This window comes from Luteimonas terricola (genome assembly GCF_004352845.1).
In the GTDB taxonomy this organism is placed as follows: Bacteria; Pseudomonadota; Gammaproteobacteria; order Xanthomonadales; family Xanthomonadaceae; genus Luteimonas; species Luteimonas terricola.
Genome location: NZ_SJRX01000003.1, coordinates 129,053 through 148,595, shown reverse-complemented (window position 1 = coordinate 148,595; position 19,543 = coordinate 129,053). Strand labels below are relative to the sequence as shown.

Here is a 19,543-nt window from a genome sequence, read left to right as displayed (position 1 = left end):
GGTCAGTTGCGCAGCGGCTTGCCGGTCTTGAGCATGTGCGCGATGCGGGCCTGGGTCTTTTCCTGCTGCGCGAGCTCGACGAAGTGCTGGCGCTCCAGCCGCAGCAGCCAGTCCTCGTCGACCACGGCGTTGCGGTCGACATCGCCGCCGCTCACCACGGTGGCGATGCGGGTGGCGATCTCGTAGTCGTACTCGCTGATGAAGCGGCCCTCGAGCATGTTTTCCAGCAGCATGCGGAAGGTGGCGATGCCCACGTCGCCGACCACGCGCACGCGGCGGGCCGGCATCGGCGGACGGTAACCGGCGTCAGCCAGTGCCCGCGCCTGGCCGCGGGCCACGTGCAGCAGCTCGTGGGCGTTGAAGACGACCTGGTCGCCGGCGCGCAGCAGGCCGAGTTCCTTCGCCTCGACCGCGGAGGCCGAGACCTTGGCCATCGCCACCGTCTCGAACACGCCCTTCAGCTCGGCGAACACGTCACCGTTCGCGCCAGCGGCCTCGGAGGCCCGCACGGCCAGCTCCTTCAGGCCACCGCCTGCCGGCAGCAGGCCGACACCGGCTTCGACCAGCCCGATGTAGCTTTCCAGGTGCGCGACCGTGCGTGCCGAGTGCATCTGGAACTCGCAGCCGCCGCCCAGCGCCAGGCCGCGCACCGCGGCCACCACCGGCACCAGCGAGTACTTGATGCTCTGGCTGGTGGCCTGGAAATTGGCGACCATCGCCTCGAACGCGTCCACCTTTCCGGCCTGCAGCAGGCCCAGGGCACCAGCAAGGTCCGCGCCGGCGGAGAAGGGCTCCCTGGGCTGCCAGACCACCAGCCCTGCGAAGTCGCGCTCGGCGCGCGCCACGGCTTCCTGCAGGCCGTCCAGGACATTGTCGGAGACGGTATGCATCTTGGTCTTGAACGAGGCCACGGCGATGTCGTCGCCGTCGGTCCACATGCGGATGCCGTCGTTCTCGAACACCGTCTCGCCCTTGGCGAAGGACTCGCCCAGCAGCGGATCGGGGAAGCGCTGGCGCTTGTAGACGGGCAGGGCGGAGCGGGGCAGGCGGGCATTCTTGCCGGGGCTGTAGCTGCCTTCGGCCGAGTGCACGCCGTCGCGCCCGTCGAACACCCAGTCCGGCAGCGGCGCGTCGCTCATCGCCTTGCCGGCGACGATGTCGTCGGCGATCCACTGCGCCACCTGCTTCCAGCCTGCGGCCTGCCAGGTCTCGAACGGACCCAGCGACCAGCCGTAGCCCCAGCGGATGGCCAGGTCGACGTCGCGCGCGGTCTCGGCGATGTCGGCCAGGTGGTAGGCGGAGTAGTGGAACAGGTCGCGGAACACCGCCCAAAGGAACTTCGCCTGCGGATGGCTGCTCGCGCGCAGGGCGGCGAACTTCTCCACCGGGTCCTTCGTCTTCAGGATGGCGACCAGCTCGTCGGCGGCCTTGCGGTCGGCGGGGCGGTAGTCCTGCTTTTCCAGGTCCAGGACCATGATGTCCTTGCCGACCTTGCGGAAGATGCCGGCGCCAGCCTTCTGGCCCAGCGCGCCCTTTTCGACCAGGCCCGCGAGCCACTTCGGCGACTTGAAGTATCTGTGCCAGGGGTCGTCGGGAAGGGTGTCGGCCATGGTCTTGATGACGTGGGCCATGGTGTCCAGGCCGACCACGTCGGATGTGCGGTAGGTCGCCGACTTCGGCCGTCCCGCGAGGGGGCCGGTCAGCGCATCGACCTCGTCGAAGCCCAGGCCGGTTTCGGCGGTGTGGTGGATGGTGGCCAGGATCGAGAACACGCCGATGCGGTTGCCGATGAAGTTCGGCGTGTCGCGGGCGTAGACCACGCCCTTGCCAAGCGTCGTGGTGAGGAAGGTCTCGAGCCCCTGCAGCACCGCCTTGTCGGTGGTGCGCGCCGGGATCAGCTCGGCCAGGTGCATGTAGCGCGGCGGGTTGAAGAAGTGCACGCCGCAGAAGCGGGAGCGCAGCTTTTCCGGCAGTACCTCGGCCAGCTTGTTGATGCCCAGGCCCGACGTATTGCTGGCGAGCACCGCGTGGTCGGCCACGAAGGGGGCGATCTTCTCGTAGAGCTCCTGCTTCCAGTCCATGCGCTCGGCGATGGCCTCGATCACCAGGTCGCAGTCCTTGAGCCGCTTCAGCCCCAGCTCGTAGTTGGCGGGCCTGATGGCCGCAGCCAGCGATTTCGAGGCCAGCGGCGCGGGACTGAGCTTGCCGAGGCTGGCAATGGCGCGATTGACGACGCCGTTGGGCTCGCCCTCCTTGGCCGGGAGATCGAACAGCACGGTGTCGACGCCGGCATTGGTGAGGTGGGCGGCAATCTGCGCCCCCATCACACCGGCGCCGAGGACTGCGGCCCGACGCACAAGCAGTTTCTCAGACATGTTATACAACTCCTTGATACATAAGTTTGTTCAGCTCTTGATGCCAGCGGCCGTGAAGCGGATCAGCTCCTCTGCCGCGCGCTTGCGGTGGGCGATCTCGCTGACCCCGGCGGGTCGCTTGATCAGCCCGAAATCGGACATGGCATAGGTCAGGGCTCCGGACAGGAAGTCCAACCGCCAGTACAGCTGCTCCTTGTCGAGGTGCGGCACGCACTCGGCGATCGCGCGCGCGAACTCGCGCGGCACGTGGCCGTACTGCTCCGACAGGAATTTGCGCAGGCCGTCGTTCTTTTCGGCGTAGGCGCGGGCGATGACCCGGATGAAGGCGACGCCGCCCTGGCGGTCGCGAGCCAGCGCCAGCGCCGGCTCGACGAAGGCGGACAGCACCGGTTCCAGGTCGCCCGGATGGTCACGGCGCGCCTGCTCCAGCATCGCCAGCCGCTGCCCGCTCATTTCGTCCATGCGCCGGCGGAAGACCTCGTTGATGAGGTTTTCCTTGCTGCCGAAGTGGTAGTTGACCGCGGCGATGTTGACGTCCGCCCGGCCGGTCACCTGGCGCAGCGAGGTGCCGCCGAAGCCGTGCTGGGCGAACAGTTCCTCGGCGGCGCCGAGGATCCGGTCCTTGGTCGAAAATTGTCTACTTGCCATGGGGCGGTGCAGGCCTGCCTGAATCAAACGCTTGTTTGGATACTAGGGGCAGTCGCGGCGACAGGTCAACGTCGGGGCATTGCGAAAATCCGTGCAGGCATCGTGTTCGATCCGTTAGAATTACTGCAGCCTTGTCGGCTAAACCCGCGCCCCGGCGTGGGTTTTTCTGTTACCTTGGACGCCGTGCCCTGGATGGCCGGCCCCGCAATCCGGAGAATCCCATGGCGCTGGAGCGCACCCTGTCCATCATCAAGCCCGATGCCGTCGCCAAGAACGTCATCGGCGAAATCTACTCCCGTTTTGAAAAGGCCGGCCTGAAGGTCGCCGCCGCCAAGATGAAGCAGCTGTCGCGCGCCGAGGCCGAAGGCTTCTATGCCGTGCACCGCGAGCGTCCGTTCTTCAAGGCCCTGGTCGACTTCATGATCAGCGGCCCGGTGATGATCCAGGTCCTCGAGGGCGAGGGTGCTGTCCTCAAGCACCGCGACCTGATGGGCGCCACCAACCCGAAGGAAGCCGCCGCCGGCACCATCCGCGCCGACTTCGCCGATTCCATCGATGCCAACGCCGTGCACGGCTCCGACGCCGCCGAAACCGCCGCCGTCGAGATCGCGTACTTCTTCCCGTCAACCGACGTTTACGTTCGTTGATTTTTTTGCCACGGATCTACGCGGATGACGCGGATCAAGCAACAGCAAGATCAGAGGTGAAAAGCCTTTTCGGCCCACCTGCTTTTCGCTCTATCCGCGTGGATGTGCTCTTGATCCGCGTAATCCGTGGCAAATGCTCTTGACCTTTGAAGGCCCGTGACCGAAACAGCTCCCAAGCAGAACCTCCTGGACCTCGACCGAGCGGGGCTGGAGCGCTTTTTCGCCGATGAACTCGGCGAGCAGCGCTTCCGTGCGCACCAGGTGATGAAGTGGATCCACCACCGCCACGTCACCGACTTCGATGAAATGACCGACCTGGGCAAGGCGCTGCGCGCCAAGCTGCAGGAGCGCGCGGAAGTCATCGTGCCTCAGGTGCATTTCGACAAGGCCTCGACCGACGGGACCCACAAGTGGCTGCTGGGCATGGATGGCAAGAACGCCATCGAGGCCGTCTACATCCCCGACAAGGGGCGCGGCACGCTGTGTGTGTCCTCGCAGGTGGGCTGCGCGCTCAACTGCACATTTTGTTCAACCGCCACGCAGGGCTTCAACCGCAACCTGTCGACCGCCGAGATCATCGGTCAGGTCTGGGTGGCGGCGAAGCACCTGGGCAACATCCCGCACAAGCAGCGCCGCCTGACCAACGTGGTCATGATGGGCATGGGCGAGCCGCTGGCGAATTTCGACAACGTCGTGCGCGCCATGAGCGTGATGCGCGACGACCTCGGCTACGGCCTGGCCAACAAGCGCGTAACCCTGTCGACGGCGGGCATGGTGCCGATGATCGACCGCCTGGCCGAAGAGAGCGACGTCTCGCTTGCGGTGTCGCTGCATGCGCCCACCGACGCGCTGCGCACGACCCTGGTGCCGCTCAACAAGAAGTATCCGATCGCCGAGCTCATGGCCGCCTGCGTGCGCTACGCGCTGCGCAAGAAGGGCGAGTCGGTGACCTTCGAGTACACGCTGATGAAGGGCGTCAACGACCAGCCGGAGCATGCGCGCGAGCTGGTCCAGCTGCTGCGCGCGTTCGATCGCGCGGTGCAGATGAAGGACGCCGCCAAGATCAACCTGATCCCGTTCAACCCGTTCCCGGGCACGCGCTACGAGCGCCCCGACGAGTCGGTGATCCGGGCGTTCCAGAAGCAGCTCAACATCGCCGGCATGATCGCGCCGGTACGCCGCACCCGCGGCGACGACATCGATGCCGCCTGCGGCCAGTTGAAGGGCCAGGTCGCCGACCGCACCCGGCGGCAGGCCGAGTTCCGCCGGACGCTCGAGGCGGACGGGGAGGGGAGCCATGCGCGGCCGTGATCTTGTCGTCGCGTCGCTGCTGGTGGCCGTGGCCTTCGCCACGGGCTGCTCGCGGCTGAGCTTCATCAAGCCGAGTGCGGCGCGCGGTGATTCCGAACAGGTAGCGCGAACCTACGACTTCAGCGGCGGTGATCGCGATGGACGCAACGCGGGCAGCGTGCGCGCGCACCTGCTGCGCGGCGAGCAGGCCCTGCACCAGGGCCGGGCGGCGGACGCCGAGGCCGAGGCGCGCAAGGCGCTGAAGATCGACGACCGCAACGGACTTGCCCACACCCTGATGGCGCTTGCGCTGGAGCAGCAGGGCCGTGCCGATGCCGCGGGCGTGCATTACCGCAAGGCTGCCGAACTGGCGCCGGATTCGGGTCCCGCGCTCAACAACTACGGCGGCTGGCTGTGCCTCAACGGCCATGCGGCCGAATCGCTGGCCTGGTTCGATCGGGCGCTCGCCGACCGCAGCTACGCAAGCCCCGCGTCGGCGCTGGCCAATGCCGGCGCCTGCGCCGTGGACGGCGGGCAGCCCGGTCGGGCCGAGCGTGACCTGCGCGCCGCTCTGCGCCTGGATCCGCTGAATGCTGTTGCGCTCGAGGCCCTGGCACGGCATCTTTACGGCCAAGGGGACTATTTCGAGGCGCGGGCGTTTTCGCAGCGGCGGCTCGATGCGGGACGGGCAACGCCCGCCACGTTACTACTTGCGTCACAAATCGAGGAAATGCTCGGCGACAAGGCTGCCGCCGCTCGTTATGTTCAGCGTCTGCGGACGGAATTTCCGCAAGCGCAGGCAGTGCTGCACGGGGACAGCCGCTCACGATGATGCCGCCAGATCAAAATACGACCGACGCCAACCAGGGCTGCGGCCAACGCCTCCGCATTGCGCGTGAGGCCGCGGGCCTGACCGTGCCCGATGTCGCCACCCGCCTGCGGATGCCGGTGCGGGTTGTGGAATCGCTCGAAGCCGAGGACTGGAGCCGCCTTGGCGCTCCGGTCTTCATCCGCGGGCAATTGCGCAGCTACGGGCGCCTGCTGGGCCTGGGCACCGAAGCCGTGCACATCGCCTCGGGGGTCGACCCGATCCGCCCCGTCGAACTCACGCCGCGCACCTACGTGCCACGGATGCGCATCATTGCCGAACAGTCGGCGCGCCGACTGGTCTACGTGGTGATCACCGCCGCCATCGCCCTGCCGGTGTGGCTGGCGACGCAGCCGCACCTGGTGTCGCAGGACACGGTGTCGGGCTCGCTTGATGTGCCCGTGGAGATTCCCGGCGCGTCCGTGTCGCAGGGCAGCCGGGGGCCCACGCCGCTGGTGGCGTCGATGGCCCCGGTCGCGCAGAGGCCGGTCCTGCTCGTTCCGCCAGCGGCTAACGGCCTGGAGCTGCGGCTGGCGGAGGACAGCTGGGTCGAAATCACCGCCCCGGACGGCAGCGTGGTCGAACAGGTCCTGCTGCACGCCGGCGCAGTGCGCGCCTTCGATGCGGGCGAGGTGGGCGGCGTGGTACTGGGCAACGCCAGCGCCGTGGACGTGCGCCGCAACGGCGTCGAGCAGGACATTTCCCCATACCTGCGGGCGAACGTCGCCCGCTTTACGGTATCCTCTGACGGTTCGCTGGCGCCCCCAGGGCCCTGAGCCCGGCGCAGCGGCTGCGGCGGCCCGGAACGGACCCGGCGCATGAAACCGGCGGCCCGTTCGCGGGCCGTTCCCAATCCGGTGTCCGCCCGCCCCACGGCGGCGCGGCGCCCAGCATGATCGGAAGAACATGGCAGTAGACGAGTTGCTCGATGAGCACGAACAGGGCGAACGCGTACGCGAGTGGATCCGCCAGAACGCCTTCGGGGTCATCGCAGGTATTGCCGTCGCGCTGGCCCTGGTCTATGGATACGGAAAGTGGCAGGACCACCTGCAGGCCAAGCGCATCGCGACCGGCGAGGCCTACGCCGCGATCAACGACAGCATCGCCGCCGGCGACCTCGAGAAGGCGCGCACGCTGGCCGCAAGCTTCGGGCTCGACGACGGGATCTACGGCACCCTGGTCGCACTCGACCTCGCCTCCGCCCAGGTCGGAGCCGGCGACACCGACGCCGCGATCGCCACCCTGTCGGCCATCGACGATGGCGAGCCGACGCTGTCGGCCGTGGTTGCGCGCCGGCTTGCCGTGCTGCTGGTCGATGCCGGCAGGACCGACGAGGCACTGGCTGCGCTTGGCGATGCCGACGACGCAGGCAGCCTCGAGGTCCGTGGTGACGCGGAGTACGCTGCCGGGCGCCCGGAGCAGGCGCGCGACGCCTACGCCGCGGCCCTCGCCGTGCTCGACGAAGCTGCCGTGACCCAGCGCCACCTGCTCGAGATCAAGCTCATCGACGCCGGCGGTACTCCCGACCGCAGCGAGGAACAGGCCCCATGACCGTCGTACCGCCCATCCGCCAGCACCGCCACGCACGAATTGCCGCGAGGACCATGCTGGTGCTCGCCTGCATCGCCATGGCCACCGGCTGCAGCACCATGCGTGGCTGGTTCAGCAGCAACGACGACAAGGCGGACACGGAGCCGGCCAAACTTGTCGACTTCCAGTCTTCGGCCACGCCCTCCCGCATCTGGACGGCGAGCGCCGGCAAGGGTGACGGCCGCACTGGCGTCGCCCAGGCGCCCACCATTGCCGATGGCAACGTCTATGCGGCCTCGGTGAAGGGCGGCGTCCGCGCCTTCGACCTGCAGAGCGGCCGCAGCCTCTGGCACCACGACTCCGATCTGCGCCTGTCGGGTGGTCCCGGCGCCGGCGACGGACTCGTGGTCGCCGGTTCGCTCGACGGCGAGGTGGTGGCGCTGGATGCCGCCACCGGCGCGTTGCGCTGGACGGCCACGGTGCCCAACGAGGTGATCACCCGGCCGGCCGTGGGCCAGGGCCTGGTGGTCGTGCGTTCCAACGACGGCCGGGTCACGGCCCTGGATGCCGCCAGCGGCGAGCGTCGCTGGTTCTGGGTCCAGGATCTCCCGCCGCTGACCGTGCGTGGCAACGCTCCGGTGACCCTGGCGCCGGGCTTCGCATTCATCGGCACCGACGAGGGCAGCCTGCTGGCGCTGGCCTTGAGTGACGGACGGGTGGCGTGGGAGCAGCCGGTCGGCATAGCTGACGGCCGCACCGAACTCGAGCGCATGGCCGACGTCGACGGCGCGCCGGTGGTGGATGGCGCTGTCGTGATCGCCAGCAGCTACAAGAACAGCACGGTGGCCTTCGAAGGGCCGTCCGGGCGACCGCTGTGGGCGGCCGAGAGCGGCGGCGCCGGCGGCGTCGGCGTGGCCAGCGACCGGTTGGTGGTGAGCGATTCCGCGGGCAGGGTCTGGGGCATCGACAAGTACGTGGGCACGTCCTATTGGCAGCAACCGGCGCTGGTGCGCCGCAACCTGGCCCCGGCCGCGGTCCACGGCGACTATGCGGTGGTCGGCGACCTTGAAGGCTACCTGCACTGGATGCGGCTGTCCGACGGCGAGTTCGCCGCCCGCACCCGCGCCAGCCGTTCGGCAATCGCAGGGCGCCCGGCGGTGGCCGACGGCATCCTCGTGGTCCAGGACGTCGACGGTGACCTGAGCGCCTGGCGCATCGACTGACCTGGCGCATCGCATGCTTCCCCTGGTCGCCCTCGTCGGCCGCCCCAATGTCGGCAAGTCGACGCTCTTCAATGCGCTGACGCGCACGCGCGACGCCCTGGTGCACGACCAGCCCGGCGTCACCCGTGACCGTCACTACGGCGTCTGCCGCGTCGACGACGGGCGTCCGTTTGCGCTGGTGGACACCGGCGGCATCGCCGACGGCGGCGCGCACCTGGTCACCGGCGACCTGGCCGGCGCCACCGCGCGCCAGGCCCGTGCCGGCGCCGACGAGGCCGACCTGGTGCTGTTCGTGGTCGATGGCCGCGAAGGGCCGTCGGCGGTCGACGACGAGATCCTGGCCTGGCTGCGCAAGGCGGCCAGGCCGACCTTCCTCGTGGTCAACAAGACCGACGGGATCGATGCGCGCGAGGCGCTCGCCGAGTTCGCGCGCTATGGCCTCAAGAACGTGCTGGCAGTGTCCTCGGCGCACCGGCACGGCATCGACGACCTGGTCGACGAGATCCGGGCGCAGCTGCCGGAGGAGGGCGCCACCGAGGCGCTCGACAACGATCCGGACCGCATCCGCGTGGCCTTCGTCGGCCGGCCCAACGTCGGCAAGTCGACGCTGGTCAACCGCATCCTGGGCGAAGAGCGGATGATCGCATCCGAAGTCGCGGGTACCACCCGCGACTCGATCTCCGCCGACCTCGAGCGCGACGGCCGCCTGTACCGGCTGGTGGATACCGCCGGCATCCGTCGCAAGTCGCGGGTGGACGAGGCGGTGGAGACGTTCTCGATCATCAAGACCCTGCAGTCGATCGAGCAGTGCCAGGTCGCGGTGGTGATGATCGACGCGCAGGAGGGGGTGACCGACCAGGACGCGAGCGTGCTCGGCGCGGTGCTCGACGCCGGCCGCGCGCTGGTGATCTCGGTCAACAAGTGGGACGGCCTGGACACCTACCAGCGCGAGCAGGTGGAAGCGCTGCTGTCGCGCAAGCTGGCCTTCGTGCCCTGGGCCGAGGCCGTGCGCATCAGCGCGCTGCACGGCTCGGGCCTGCGCGAGCTGTTCCGTGCGATCCATCGCGCCCACGCGTCGGCCACCAGGACCTTCAGCACGGCCGAGGTCACCCGCGCGATCGAGATCGCGGTGGAAACCAACCCGCCGCCGGTGGTGCGCGGCCACGCCGCCAAGCTGCGCTTCGCGCATCCGGGTGGGGAAAGCCCGCCCACGATCATCGTCCACGGCACGCGCCTGCGCACGCTGTCCGACAGCTACCGGCGCTACCTGGAGAACTTCTTCCGCAAGCGCTTCAAGCTGGTCGGCACGCCCGTGCGCTTCGTGTTCAAGGAAGGCGAGAATCCGTACAAGGACCGCAAGAACGTGCTCAGCGAGCGCCAGGTGGCAAAGAAGAAGCGCCTGATCCGGCACGCCAAGCGCGGCAAGTGAACGCCGGGGCGACCACCCTCGGCTTGCTGGCCGGAGGCCGCGCCACCCGCCTTGGCGGTGCCGACAAGGCCTGGCTGGAGAAGGGCGGCGAGCCGCAGGTGCTGCGACTGGCCAAGCGCGTGCGCGGCGAGGTCGATGCCGTGCTGGTATCGGCCAATCGCGACCTTGAACGCTACGCCGCCCACGGCATGGCGGCAGTCTCGGATCGTCGTCCGGACCTCGGTCCGCTCGGCGGCCTCGACGCATTGGCGTGGGCCTGCGCGACGCCGTGGCTGCTGACGCTGCCGGTCGACCTGGTCTCGGTCAACGACTGCCTGCTGCGCAGCCTGCAGGCGGCCGGCGGCGACGGCGCCTGGGCCGAGGACGACGACGGCCGGCAGCCGCTGGTGGCGCTGTGGCGGACCGCAGCGCTGCGCGCGGCCCTGCCGGCGGCGCTGGATTCGGGCGACTTGTCCGCGCGGGCGTTGCAGACGCGGCTGGACATGGTCGGAGTCCGCTTCGCGGGCCTGCGCTTCGGCAACCTCAATACGCCGGCCGATCTCGCCGCCGCGGGGCTCGACGCGGGCTGAACGCGGCGTTCCCGCGGGCAGCCACCGCGCGCGCTTGCCATGGCGTAACGTAGACCGCACCTCGGGTGGGCCGCAGTCGGCAGGAGTCTTGCGGTGCAGGATAATCGTGGCATGACGATCATCGAAATCACTCCGCGCGAAGCACAGCGGCGCATGGAAACCTCGGGCGCCGTGCTGGTTGACGTGCGCGAGGAGCATGAGCGCGAACTCGGCATGGCCGAAGGCGCACGCGGCATCGCCCGCGACGAGCTGGAGCAGGAGACCGGGTTCCACTTCCACGACCGGGACACCGAGCTGGTGCTCATCTGCCAGAGCGGTGGGCGCTCGATGCTGGCCGCCGAAGCGCTGCAGCGGCAGGGCTACCGCAACGTGTGTTCGATCCGCGGCGGCACCCTGCGCTGGATCGCGGAAGGATTGCCGATGGGGCGACCGGAACCGCCTGCGCAGCCGCGCGACCTGGATTTCCACGAACGCTACTCGCGCCACCTGCTGCTGCCCGAAATCGGCATGCGCGGGCAGAAGCGCCTGGCCATGGCGCGGGTGCTGATGCTCGGCGCCGGCGGCCTGGGCTCGCCGGCCGCGTTCTACCTTGCCGCGGCCGGCATTGGCGAACTGCGCCTCGTCGACGACGACGTGGTCGAGCGCAGCAACCTGCACCGGCAGATCCTGCACACCGATGCCGACATCGGCATGCCCAAGGTCGACTCCGCCGAGGTGCGGCTGTCGGCGCTCAATCCGCGGATGAAGGTCGACGCGGTCGCGGAACGCGTGACCTCGGCCAACATCGAGCGCCTGCTGGAAGGCGTCGACGTGGTGGTGGACGGCGCCGACAACTTCCCCGTGCGCTACCTGCTCAACGATGCCTGCGTGCATCTCGGCGTGCCGCTGGTCTACGGCGCGGTGCACCGCTTCGACGGCCAGGTCAGCGTGTTCGACGCCGGCCGCCACCGCGGCGAGGCGCCGTGCTACCGCTGCCTGTTCCCGGAGCCGCCGCCGGCAGACGCAGCCCCCAACTGCAGCGAGGCCGGCGTGCTGGGCGTGCTGCCGGGCGTGGTCGGCATGCTGCAGGCCACCGAGGCGCTGAAGCTGCTGCTGCACGTGGGCGAGCCGCTGCGCGGCCGGCTGCTGCACTACGACGCGCTGGGCATGCGCTTCCGCGAGACGCAGCTGACGCCGGACCCGGATTGCCCGGTATGCGCGGCGGGGACCGAGTTCCCGGGCTATATCGACTACGAGGCGTTCTGCGCCGGCTGATCGCAGGCTCCGGCGGCAGGCGTGATCGTCGCCTGCACGGGGCTGCGATACGCTCCACGGCAACACCGGGGAGCGATGCGATGGCGAATGCACTGCGCATGCAGGCGTGTCTTGCGGCCTTTCTGCTGGGCCTCTGGCTCGCGCCAGGACTGCCCGCACTGGCTGCGGATCCCTGTCCGCTGCTGCGTGCGCAGCAGTCGGCGCCGGATGCGGCCACCCGCATTGCCGCCGTGGCCTGCGAGGAGCACCAGACCTGGTACCGCCCCTTCATCGGCGGCGACGGTGGCCTCGCGGGTTCGGTCGTGCGCGAGGCCGAAGCGGCACGCCTGGCCAACGGGCAGCCGGCCTGGCTGCGGGTCACCGACTACTGGCGCGGCAGCGGACTGCTGTGGCAGGTGATGCAGCGATCGGGCGCGACCGACTGCGTGCACGCCAGCGAGCAGTCGGGAGCGCCGGCCTGCCGCAGCTTCGTGATCGATACGCCATGGTCGGCGGCCTTCGTGTCCTGGGTGATGCGCCGCGCAGCGCTTCCGGGCTTCCGCGCCTCGGCCAGCCACGTCGACTACGTGCGCGACGCATACCGCAACCCCGAAGGCAGCGCCTACCGCATTGCCGATCCGCGCGCGGCACGACCGTCCCGCGGCGACCTGCTTTGCTACGTGCGGGTGCCCGGGCGCAGCTACGGCTTCGGCGGCCTGGCGACCCTGCTCAGCGCGGATGGCGGCGGGCTGGGAATGCACTGCGACATCGTGGTCTCGGCCGGGGAGGGCAGTGAGCGCACGGCACGGCTGGTGGGTGGCAACGTGCTTGACGGCGTCACCATGCGGATGCTGCCGCTGACCGCCGGCGGCCACTTCGAAGACCTGCCGCTGCGCCAGGACGCCGGCCCCGCATGCAGTCCGGACGCGCCGGCGGCCTGCAATGCCAACCGGCAGGACTGGGCCGCGCTGCTGCAGCTGCGGCCGCAGGCGGAACTGGCGCGCCTGGCGCCGCCGCCGCCGATGCAGGGCCCTTCGATGACGCCGGTGGCGCCAAGGTGCTGCGTCTACTGCGTGGTCGGCGGGGGGATTCCGCGCTGCCCGGCGGACGCACCGCAGCCGCCTGCGGACGGGTTGCAGCCGGTGCGCTGAAGCGCGGCGGCCGCGACGCCCGCTCGCGCCGGCGGGGCGCGATCGGCGACAATATGTGCTTTCCGCGCACGATACCGGCATGCCCGAAACACTTCCCATGGCCCGCATCCTCGATGGCAGGCGCATCGCGGACGAACTCCTGGACTCGCTCAGGCTGCGTGTCGATGTGCGCACGGCCGCCGGGCACGAACCGCCCGGCCTGGCGGTGGTCCTGGTCGGCGACGACCCCGCGTCGCGCTCCTACGTGCGCAACAAGCGCCGGGCCGCCGGCATCGTCGGCATCCGCGCCCTCGACTTCGACCTGCCCAAGGGCACGACGGAGAACGAGCTGCTGGCGCTGATCGACCGCCTCAACGCCGATCCCACGGTGCACGGCATCCTGGTGCAGCTGCCGCTGCCGGGCATCCCCGACGCCACTCGCCTGATCCACCGCATCGACCCGCGCAAGGACGTCGACGGCTTCCATCCGGAAAACGTCGGCCACCTGGCGCTGCGCCAGTTCGGCCTGCGCCCCTGCACGCCGCGCGGCATCACCACGCTGCTGGCCTGGACCGATCGCCCGGTGCGCGGGCAAAGCGCGACGATCGTTGGGGTCAGCAACCACGTCGGCCGGCCGATGGCGCTTGAACTGATGATCGCCGGCTGCACGGTGACCAGCTGCCACAAGTTCACGCCGCCCGAAGTCGTGCGGCGGCACGTGGGCGAGGCCGACATCCTGGTGGTCGCGGTCGGCAAGCCGGGCCTGATTCCCGGCGAATGGGTGAAGCCGGGGGCGGTGGTGATCGACGTCGGCATCAACCGGCTCGACGATGGCCGCCTGGTCGGTGACGTCGGCTTCGCCGCGGCCGCCGAGCGCGCCAGCTGGATCACGCCGGTGCCCGGCGGCGTCGGGCCCATGACCGTGGCCACCCTCATGCAGAACACCCTGGAAGCCGCCGAGGCTCTCGAGGCCGCCGACGCAGCGGGCTGAGCGGGACGCCGCGTCCCGCCATTGGCGCGCGCTGCCGCGGCCCCGGCGGGGTACAATGCCGTGCTTCACCACCACCGGCACGCCCATGCTGCGCATCCAGGCTGAAGCGCTCACCTACGACGACGTCTCGCTCGTCCCGGCGCATTCCACCGTCCTTCCCAAGGACGTTTCGCTCGCCACCCGCTTCACGCGCGACCTGCGCCTGAACCTGCCGATCGTGTCCGCCGCCATGGACACCGTCACCGAAGCGCGCCTGGCCATCGCCATGGCCCAGCTCGGCGGCATCGGCATCGTGCACAAGAACATGAGCCCGGAGCGCCAGGCCGCGCACGTGTTGCAGGTCAAGAACTTCGAGGCCGGAGTGATCCGTGAACCCTTCACGGTCGGCCCGCAGACCTCCATCGGCGAAGTGCTGCGCCTCACCCGCGCGCGCAACATCTCCGGCGTGCCGGTGGTCGACGGCGACCAGCTGGTCGGCATCGTCACCGGGCGCGACATGCGCTTCGAGAAGAAACTCGACGACCCGGTGCGCAACATCATGACCCGCAAGGAGCGGCTGGTCACGGTGAAGGAAGGCGCCAGCGATGAAGAGGTGATCGGACTGCTGCACAGGCACCGCATCGAGAAGGTGCTGGTGGTCAACGACGACTTCCAACTGCGCGGTTTGATCACGGTGAAGGACATCCAGAAGGCGCAGGACAATCCGGATTCGGCGAAGGATGCCTCCGAGAGCCTGCTGGTCGGCGCCGCGGTCGGCGTCGGCGGCGACACCGAAGAGCGCATCGAGCGCCTCGCGGCCGCGGGCGTGGACGTCATCATCGTCGACACCGCGCACGGCCATTCGCAGGGCGTGCTCGACCGCGTGGCCTGGGCCAAGAAGAGCTACCCGAAGCTGCAGGTGGTCGGCGGCAACATCGTCACCGGCGACGCCGCGCTGGCGCTGATGGACGCCGGCGCCGACGCGGTCAAGGTCGGCGTGGGCCCGGGCTCGATCTGCACCACGCGCGTGGTCGCGGGCGTGGGCGTGCCGCAGATCACCGCGATCGACATGGTCGCCTCCGCGCTGCAGGACCGCATCCCGCTGATCGCCGACGGTGGCATCCGCTACTCCGGCGACATCGGCAAGGCGCTCGCCGCCGGCGCGTCCACGGTGATGATCGGCGGCCTGTTCGCCGGCACCGAGGAAACCCCCGGCGAGACCGAGCTCTACCAGGGCCGCAGCTACAAGAGCTACCGCGGCATGGGCAGCCTGGCGGCGATGGAGAAGGGTTCCAGCGACCGCTACTTCCAGGAGGCCGCCACGGCCGACAAGCTCGTGCCCGAGGGCATCGAGGGCCGGGTGCCGTACCGCGGCCCGCTGAGCGGCGTGATCCACCAGCTGATCGGCGGCCTGCGCGCGACCATGGGCTACGTCGGCTGCGGCACGGTCGAAGAGATGCGCAGCAAGCCGGACTTCGTGAAGATCACCGGCGCCGGCCAGCGCGAAAGCCACGTCCACGACGTGCAGATCACCAAGGAACCGCCGAACTACAGGGCCGGCTGATGCGCCGCTCGCGATCGTCCCGCACGCATTCGCCGGCCCGCCGCATCCTGCTGCGCGGCCTCGCGCTGGCGGCGGTGGTCGCGGTGGCGCTCTACGGCTATGGCTTCTACCGCGACTGGCAGCTGCGCGATTCCTGCACCGGCAACGGCGGCGAGTGGAACGCGGAGCTCGAGCAGTGCACCTTCCGCCTCACGCTCCCCGAGCAGACGCCCCCCGACACCACGCCATGACCGACCTGCACCGCGACAAGATCCTGATCCTCGACTTCGGCGCGCAGTACACGCAGCTGATAGCGCGCCGCGTGCGCGAGCTGGGCGTGTACTGCGAGATCTGGGCCTGGGACCACGATCCCTCGGAGATCGCCGCCTTCGGCGCCCGCGGCATCATCCTGTCCGGCGGGCCGGAGTCGACCACCGTCGACGGGGCGCCGCGCGCGCCGCAGGAAGCCTTCGACAGCGGCCTGCCGCTGCTGGGCATCTGCTACGGCATGCAGACCATGGCCAAGCAGCTGGGCGGTGAGACCGAGTCCGCCGACGCGCGCGAATACGGCCACGCCGAGGTGACCCTGGTTGCGCCCGACACGTTGTTCGGCGACCTCAACGACCACGGCAGCCGGCCGCCGCGCCTGGACGTGTGGATGAGCCACGGCGACCACGTGGCCAAGGCACCGCCGGGCTTCACCGTCACCGCCACCACCGCGCGCGTGCCGGTGGCCGCGTTCGCCAACGAAGGCAAGCGCTGGTACGGCGTGCAGTTCCATCCTGAAGTCACGCACACGCAGTCCGGGCAAGCGCTGCTGCGGCGCTTCGTGGTCGAGGTCTGCGGCTGCGAGACGCTGTGGACGGCCGAGCACATCATCGAGGACCAGGTGGCGCGCGTGCGCGACACCGTCGGTTCGGACGAGGTGATCCTGGGTCTGTCCGGCGGCGTCGACTCCTCCGTGGTCGCGGCGCTGCTGCACCGCGCGATCGGCGACCAGCTGACCTGTGTCTTCGTCGACACCGGCCTGCTGCGCTGGCAGGAAGGCGACCAGGTGATGGCGACCTTCGCCGACGCTTCCGACGCCCACGGCCTGGGCATCCGCGTGATCCGGGTCGATGCGCGCGAGCGCTACTTCGGCGCGCTGGCCGGGGTCACCGATCCGGAAGCCAAGCGCAAGATCATCGGCAACCTGTTCGTCGAGATCTTCGACGAGCAGGCCGGCAAGCTCGCCAACGCCAAATGGCTCGCGCAGGGCACGATCTACCCCGACGTGATCGAATCCGCCGGCAGCAAGACCGGCAAGGCGCACGTCATCAAGAGCCACCACAACGTCGGCGGCCTGCCCGAGCACATGAAGCTCGGCCTGGTGGAGCCGCTGCGCGAGCTGTTCAAGGACGAGGTGCGGCGCATCGGCGTGGCGCTCGGCCTGCCGCACGAAATGGTCCACCGCCACCCGTTCCCGGGCCCGGGCCTGGGCGTGCGCATCCTCGGCGAGGTCAAGGCGGAGTACGCCGACATCCTGGCGCGGGCGGATGCGGTCTTCATCGAGGAGCTGCGCAAGGCCGGGCTGTACGACAAGACCAGCCAGGCCTTCGCGGTGTTCCTGCCGGTGAAGTCGGTCGGCGTGGTCGGCGACGCGCGCGCCTACGAGTGGGTGATCGCGCTGCGCGCGGTGGAGACGGTCGACTTCATGACCGCGCACTGGGCGCACCTGCCTTACGACTTCCTCGGCCGCGTTTCCAACAGGATTATCAATGAGGTACGCGGTGTTTCTCGCGTTGTTTATGACGTGAGCGGCAAGCCGCCGGCGACGATCGAGTGGGAGTAGGGCCCGCTCAGGAGTCCGGGAAGACGAGCATCTCCGCGCAGCCCGCCGCGCGCGTGGCGACCAGGACTTCCAGGACCCGGTCGCAGGCCAGCCTGGCGGCTTCGGCGACTCCGGCGCCAGCCAGCTGACGGCCGGCCAGGGTCGCGCTGAAGAGGTCGCCGGTGCCCTTGGGCGTGGTCTCCAGGCGACGGTGCTCGATGACTTCGACCGCGTCGCGCGTGACCACGGCGACCCGCATCTCGTCTCCCTGCCAGGTGCCGGGCGCGGCGCTTGTCGCCACCACCCAGCGCGTCCGGCCGACCAGCAGCGCGCGTGCGGCCGCCGCCACCTGGTCGATGTCGGCCACCGGGCGTCCGCTCAACAACCCGAGTTCGAAGCCGTTGGGCACCAGTCCGTCGGCCAGCGGCAACAGGTGGCTGCGATAGGCCTCCACCATGCCGGGATCGACGTAGACGCCGACGTCTTCGTCGCCGATCACCGGGTCGATGAACACCTGGATGTCCGGGCGATCGCGCAGCAGGGCCTCGATCCAGCGCGCCAGCGCCCCGGCCTGGGCCGGGCCGCCAAGGTAGCCGACGATCACCGCACGCAGCTTGCGCAGCGCATCGCGCGCCAGCAGGTCGTCCAGGTAGCCCTGGAACCAGTCCAGCGGGATGGCGCCACCGTGCATCGTGGGGTGGTGCGGCGTATTGCTCAGCACCACCGTCGGCACCGCGGCCACCCGCAGGCCCAGGGCCTGCAGCGTCGGCACCGCGATGTTGTTGCCGACCTGGCCGTAGACGACCTGCGACTGCACCGAGACGACCTCGATCTGCATCGGCTGGAAGGGACTGGAACCGGATCCCACGTTGGACGACCTCGCTGCGTGGCGACGACGGACCTTGCGCGTTTGCCGGCCGTCGCTCCCCGCGCATTTTACGCCGCGGCCAGCCACTAGAATGGCGGCCATGCCGGAACACATTCCGCCCACCGCCGGAGACGATCGCGACGCGGCATGGATGCGCCACGCGCTCGCGCTGGCCGACCGTGCCGTGCACGAGTTCGACGAAATCCCGGTCGGCGCGGTGCTGGTCGATGCCGCGGGCCAGATGCTGGGCGAAGGCTGGAACCGCAACATCGGCGACCACGACCCCAGCGCGCATGCGGAGATCGTGGCGATGCGCGGAGCGGGCAGGGCGCTCGGCAACCATCGGCTCATCGGCTGCACGCTGTACGTGACGCTCGAACCCTGCGCGATGTGCGCCATGGCGATGATCCATGCCCGCATCGCGCGGGTGGTCTACGGCGCATCGGATCCCAAGACCGGGGCCGCCGGCAGCGTCTTCGACCTGCTCGCCGATCCGCGCCACAACCACCGCGTGGAGGTCGCGGGCGGGGTGCTGGGTGACGAGGCCGGGCGCCGCCTGCGCAACTATTTCCGCGCCAAGCGGGGCCTGGCACCCGACTGAGGCGCGGTATCATGCGCGCCTGACATGCAACGAGGAGCGAGGGTGGGCAACGACGAACGGCTGGTGTGGATCGACCTTGAAATGACCGGGCTCGACACTGACCACGACACCATCCTCGAGATCGCGACCGTGGTCACCGACGCCGACCTCAACGTGCTCGCCGAGGGACCGGAGCTGGCCATCGCCCAGCCGCTGGCCATCCTCGAGGCGATGGACGAATGGAACCGCAACCAGCACGGCGGCTCGGGCCTGTGGCGTCGCGTGCTGGAAGAGGGCGTGCCGATGGCCGAAGCCGAAGCGCGTACCCTGGAGTTCCTGGAACAGTGGCTGCCCGCGGGCAAGTCGCCCATATGCGGCAACTCGATCTGCCAGGACCGCCGCTTCCTGCACCGCCGCATGCCCGCGCTCGAACGCTGGTTCCACTACCGCAACCTCGACGTCAGCACCCTCAAGGAGCTGGCCCGCCGCTGGGCGCCCCAGGTCCACGCCGGCATCCGCAAGCAGGCCGCCCACACCGCGCTGAGCGACGTCCACGACTCCATCGCCGAACTCCGCCACTACCGCAACGCCATGGGTGCCTTCGCTCCGCACGACTGACGCGAGCCTTGCAAGCAGGAGCGCGCTGTGGAAGAGCGGAGTTTTTGCCACGGATTTACGCGGATCAGAGCGGATCTTCGCGGATAAAGCAGATTTGAAAAGCTGTTCGGCAGCTGTCGCACACGGCCCCGCTCGAAGCGACGCGGCTGCCGTGCCTCTGCAAAGAAAGGATCCGCGCAAATCCGCGCTGATCCGCGTCATCCGTGGTTAAA

Annotated in this window: 19 protein-coding genes; 16 read left to right on the top strand and 3 right to left on the bottom strand. The window is 69.6% G+C overall.

Translation table 11 applies throughout. From position 1 onward, the window contains the following. Positions 1–2 precede the first annotated feature (2 nt). Both E2169_RS08205 and E2169_RS08200 read right to left on the bottom strand, forming a co-directional pair. The gene (locus tag E2169_RS08205; protein ID WP_132986139.1) at positions 3–2,375 is read right to left on the bottom strand and encodes a 3-hydroxyacyl-CoA dehydrogenase/enoyl-CoA hydratase family protein; all 2,373 of its coding nucleotides are present in this window, start codon (positions 2,373–2,375) and stop codon (positions 3–5) included. A gap of 30 nt (positions 2,376–2,405) precedes the next feature. Then, positions 2,406–3,023, bottom strand: a complete 618-nt coding sequence (locus E2169_RS08200) for a TetR/AcrR family transcriptional regulator (protein ID WP_132986138.1) — start codon at positions 3,021–3,023, stop codon at positions 2,406–2,408. Between the two features lie 221 nt (positions 3,024–3,244). On the opposite strand from E2169_RS08200, the gene ndk reads away from it, so the two are divergent. The 14 genes from ndk to guaA all read left to right on the top strand — a co-directional run bounded on the left by ndk (position 3,245) and on the right by guaA (position 17,286). Then, the gene (gene ndk / locus E2169_RS08195; RefSeq protein ID WP_132986137.1) at positions 3,245–3,670 is read left to right on the top strand and encodes a nucleoside-diphosphate kinase; all 426 of its coding nucleotides are present in this window, start codon (positions 3,245–3,247) and stop codon (positions 3,668–3,670) included. A gap of 156 nt (positions 3,671–3,826) precedes the next feature. Continuing rightward, positions 3,827–4,981, top strand: a complete 1,155-nt coding sequence (rlmN, locus tag E2169_RS08190; protein ID WP_132986136.1) for a dual-specificity RNA methyltransferase RlmN — start codon at positions 3,827–3,829, stop codon at positions 4,979–4,981. Beyond that, positions 4,968–5,792: a type IV pilus biogenesis/stability protein PilW gene (pilW, locus tag E2169_RS08185; RefSeq protein WP_132986135.1), complete on the top strand. Its 825-nt coding sequence runs from the start codon at positions 4,968–4,970 to the stop codon at positions 5,790–5,792. Before rlmN ends, pilW begins: the two co-directional genes overlap by 14 nt. Further along, positions 5,792–6,604, top strand: coding sequence for a helix-turn-helix domain-containing protein (locus E2169_RS08180; RefSeq protein WP_229659131.1), 813 nt, complete (start codon positions 5,792–5,794; stop codon positions 6,602–6,604). Before pilW ends, E2169_RS08180 begins: the two co-directional genes overlap by 1 nt. 130 nt (positions 6,605–6,734) lie before the next feature. Further along, positions 6,735–7,379 (top strand): YfgM family protein, encoded by a 645-nt coding sequence (locus E2169_RS08175; protein ID WP_132986133.1) that lies wholly within the window; start codon positions 6,735–6,737, stop codon positions 7,377–7,379. After that, complete coding sequence (bamB, locus tag E2169_RS08170) at positions 7,376–8,581, top strand: outer membrane protein assembly factor BamB (RefSeq protein ID WP_370465110.1); 1,206 nt, start codon at positions 7,376–7,378, stop codon at positions 8,579–8,581. The genes E2169_RS08175 and bamB overlap by 4 nt, the downstream gene beginning before the upstream one ends. Positions 8,582–8,594: 13 nt before the next feature. Further along, positions 8,595–10,010, top strand: coding sequence for a ribosome biogenesis GTPase Der (gene der / locus E2169_RS08165; RefSeq protein ID WP_132986132.1), 1,416 nt, complete (start codon positions 8,595–8,597; stop codon positions 10,008–10,010). Continuing rightward, entirely contained in the window at positions 10,007–10,579 is a 573-nt protein-coding gene (mobA, locus tag E2169_RS08160; protein WP_132986131.1) for a molybdenum cofactor guanylyltransferase, read from the top strand. Before der ends, mobA begins: the two co-directional genes overlap by 4 nt. A 111-nt stretch (positions 10,580–10,690) precedes the next feature. After that, on the top strand, positions 10,691–11,833 hold the full coding sequence (gene moeB, locus E2169_RS08155) for a molybdopterin-synthase adenylyltransferase MoeB (RefSeq protein WP_132986130.1): 1,143 nt from the start codon (positions 10,691–10,693) through the stop codon (positions 11,831–11,833). 80 nt (positions 11,834–11,913) lie between these two features. After that, positions 11,914–12,963 (top strand): DUF2272 domain-containing protein, encoded by a 1,050-nt coding sequence (locus tag E2169_RS08150; RefSeq protein WP_165942371.1) that lies wholly within the window; start codon positions 11,914–11,916, stop codon positions 12,961–12,963. Between the two features lie 79 nt (positions 12,964–13,042). Continuing rightward, a complete protein-coding gene (gene folD / locus E2169_RS08145; RefSeq protein WP_132986128.1) occupies positions 13,043–13,933 on the top strand; it encodes a bifunctional methylenetetrahydrofolate dehydrogenase/methenyltetrahydrofolate cyclohydrolase FolD in 891 nt (296 codons plus the stop codon). An 85-nt stretch (positions 13,934–14,018) separates the two neighbouring features. Beyond that, the gene (gene guaB, locus E2169_RS08140; protein WP_132986388.1) at positions 14,019–15,476 is read left to right on the top strand and encodes an IMP dehydrogenase; all 1,458 of its coding nucleotides are present in this window, start codon (positions 14,019–14,021) and stop codon (positions 15,474–15,476) included. Next, positions 15,476–15,706, top strand: coding sequence for a hypothetical protein (locus E2169_RS08135; RefSeq protein ID WP_132986127.1), 231 nt, complete (start codon positions 15,476–15,478; stop codon positions 15,704–15,706). The genes guaB and E2169_RS08135 overlap by 1 nt, the downstream gene beginning before the upstream one ends. Further along, a complete protein-coding gene (gene guaA, locus E2169_RS08130) occupies positions 15,703–17,286 on the top strand; it encodes a glutamine-hydrolyzing GMP synthase (protein ID WP_132986126.1) in 1,584 nt (527 codons plus the stop codon). Before E2169_RS08135 ends, guaA begins: the two co-directional genes overlap by 4 nt. 7 nt (positions 17,287–17,293) lie before the next feature. Here guaA and pdxK read toward each other — a convergent pair whose 3' ends face one another. Further along, positions 17,294–18,133, bottom strand: coding sequence for a pyridoxine/pyridoxal/pyridoxamine kinase (pdxK, locus tag E2169_RS08125; protein WP_207918378.1), 840 nt, complete (start codon positions 18,131–18,133; stop codon positions 17,294–17,296). Positions 18,134–18,224: 91 nt separating this feature from the next. Here pdxK and tadA point away from each other — a divergent pair, with 91 nt between their 5' ends. Both tadA and orn read left to right on the top strand, forming a co-directional pair. Beyond that, entirely contained in the window at positions 18,225–18,734 is a 510-nt protein-coding gene (tadA, locus tag E2169_RS08120) for a tRNA adenosine(34) deaminase TadA (protein ID WP_132986125.1), read from the top strand. 24 nt (positions 18,735–18,758) lie between these two features. Next, positions 18,759–19,331 (top strand): oligoribonuclease, encoded by a 573-nt coding sequence (gene orn, locus E2169_RS08115; RefSeq protein WP_132986124.1) that lies wholly within the window; start codon positions 18,759–18,761, stop codon positions 19,329–19,331. Positions 19,332–19,543: the final 212 nt, after the last annotated feature.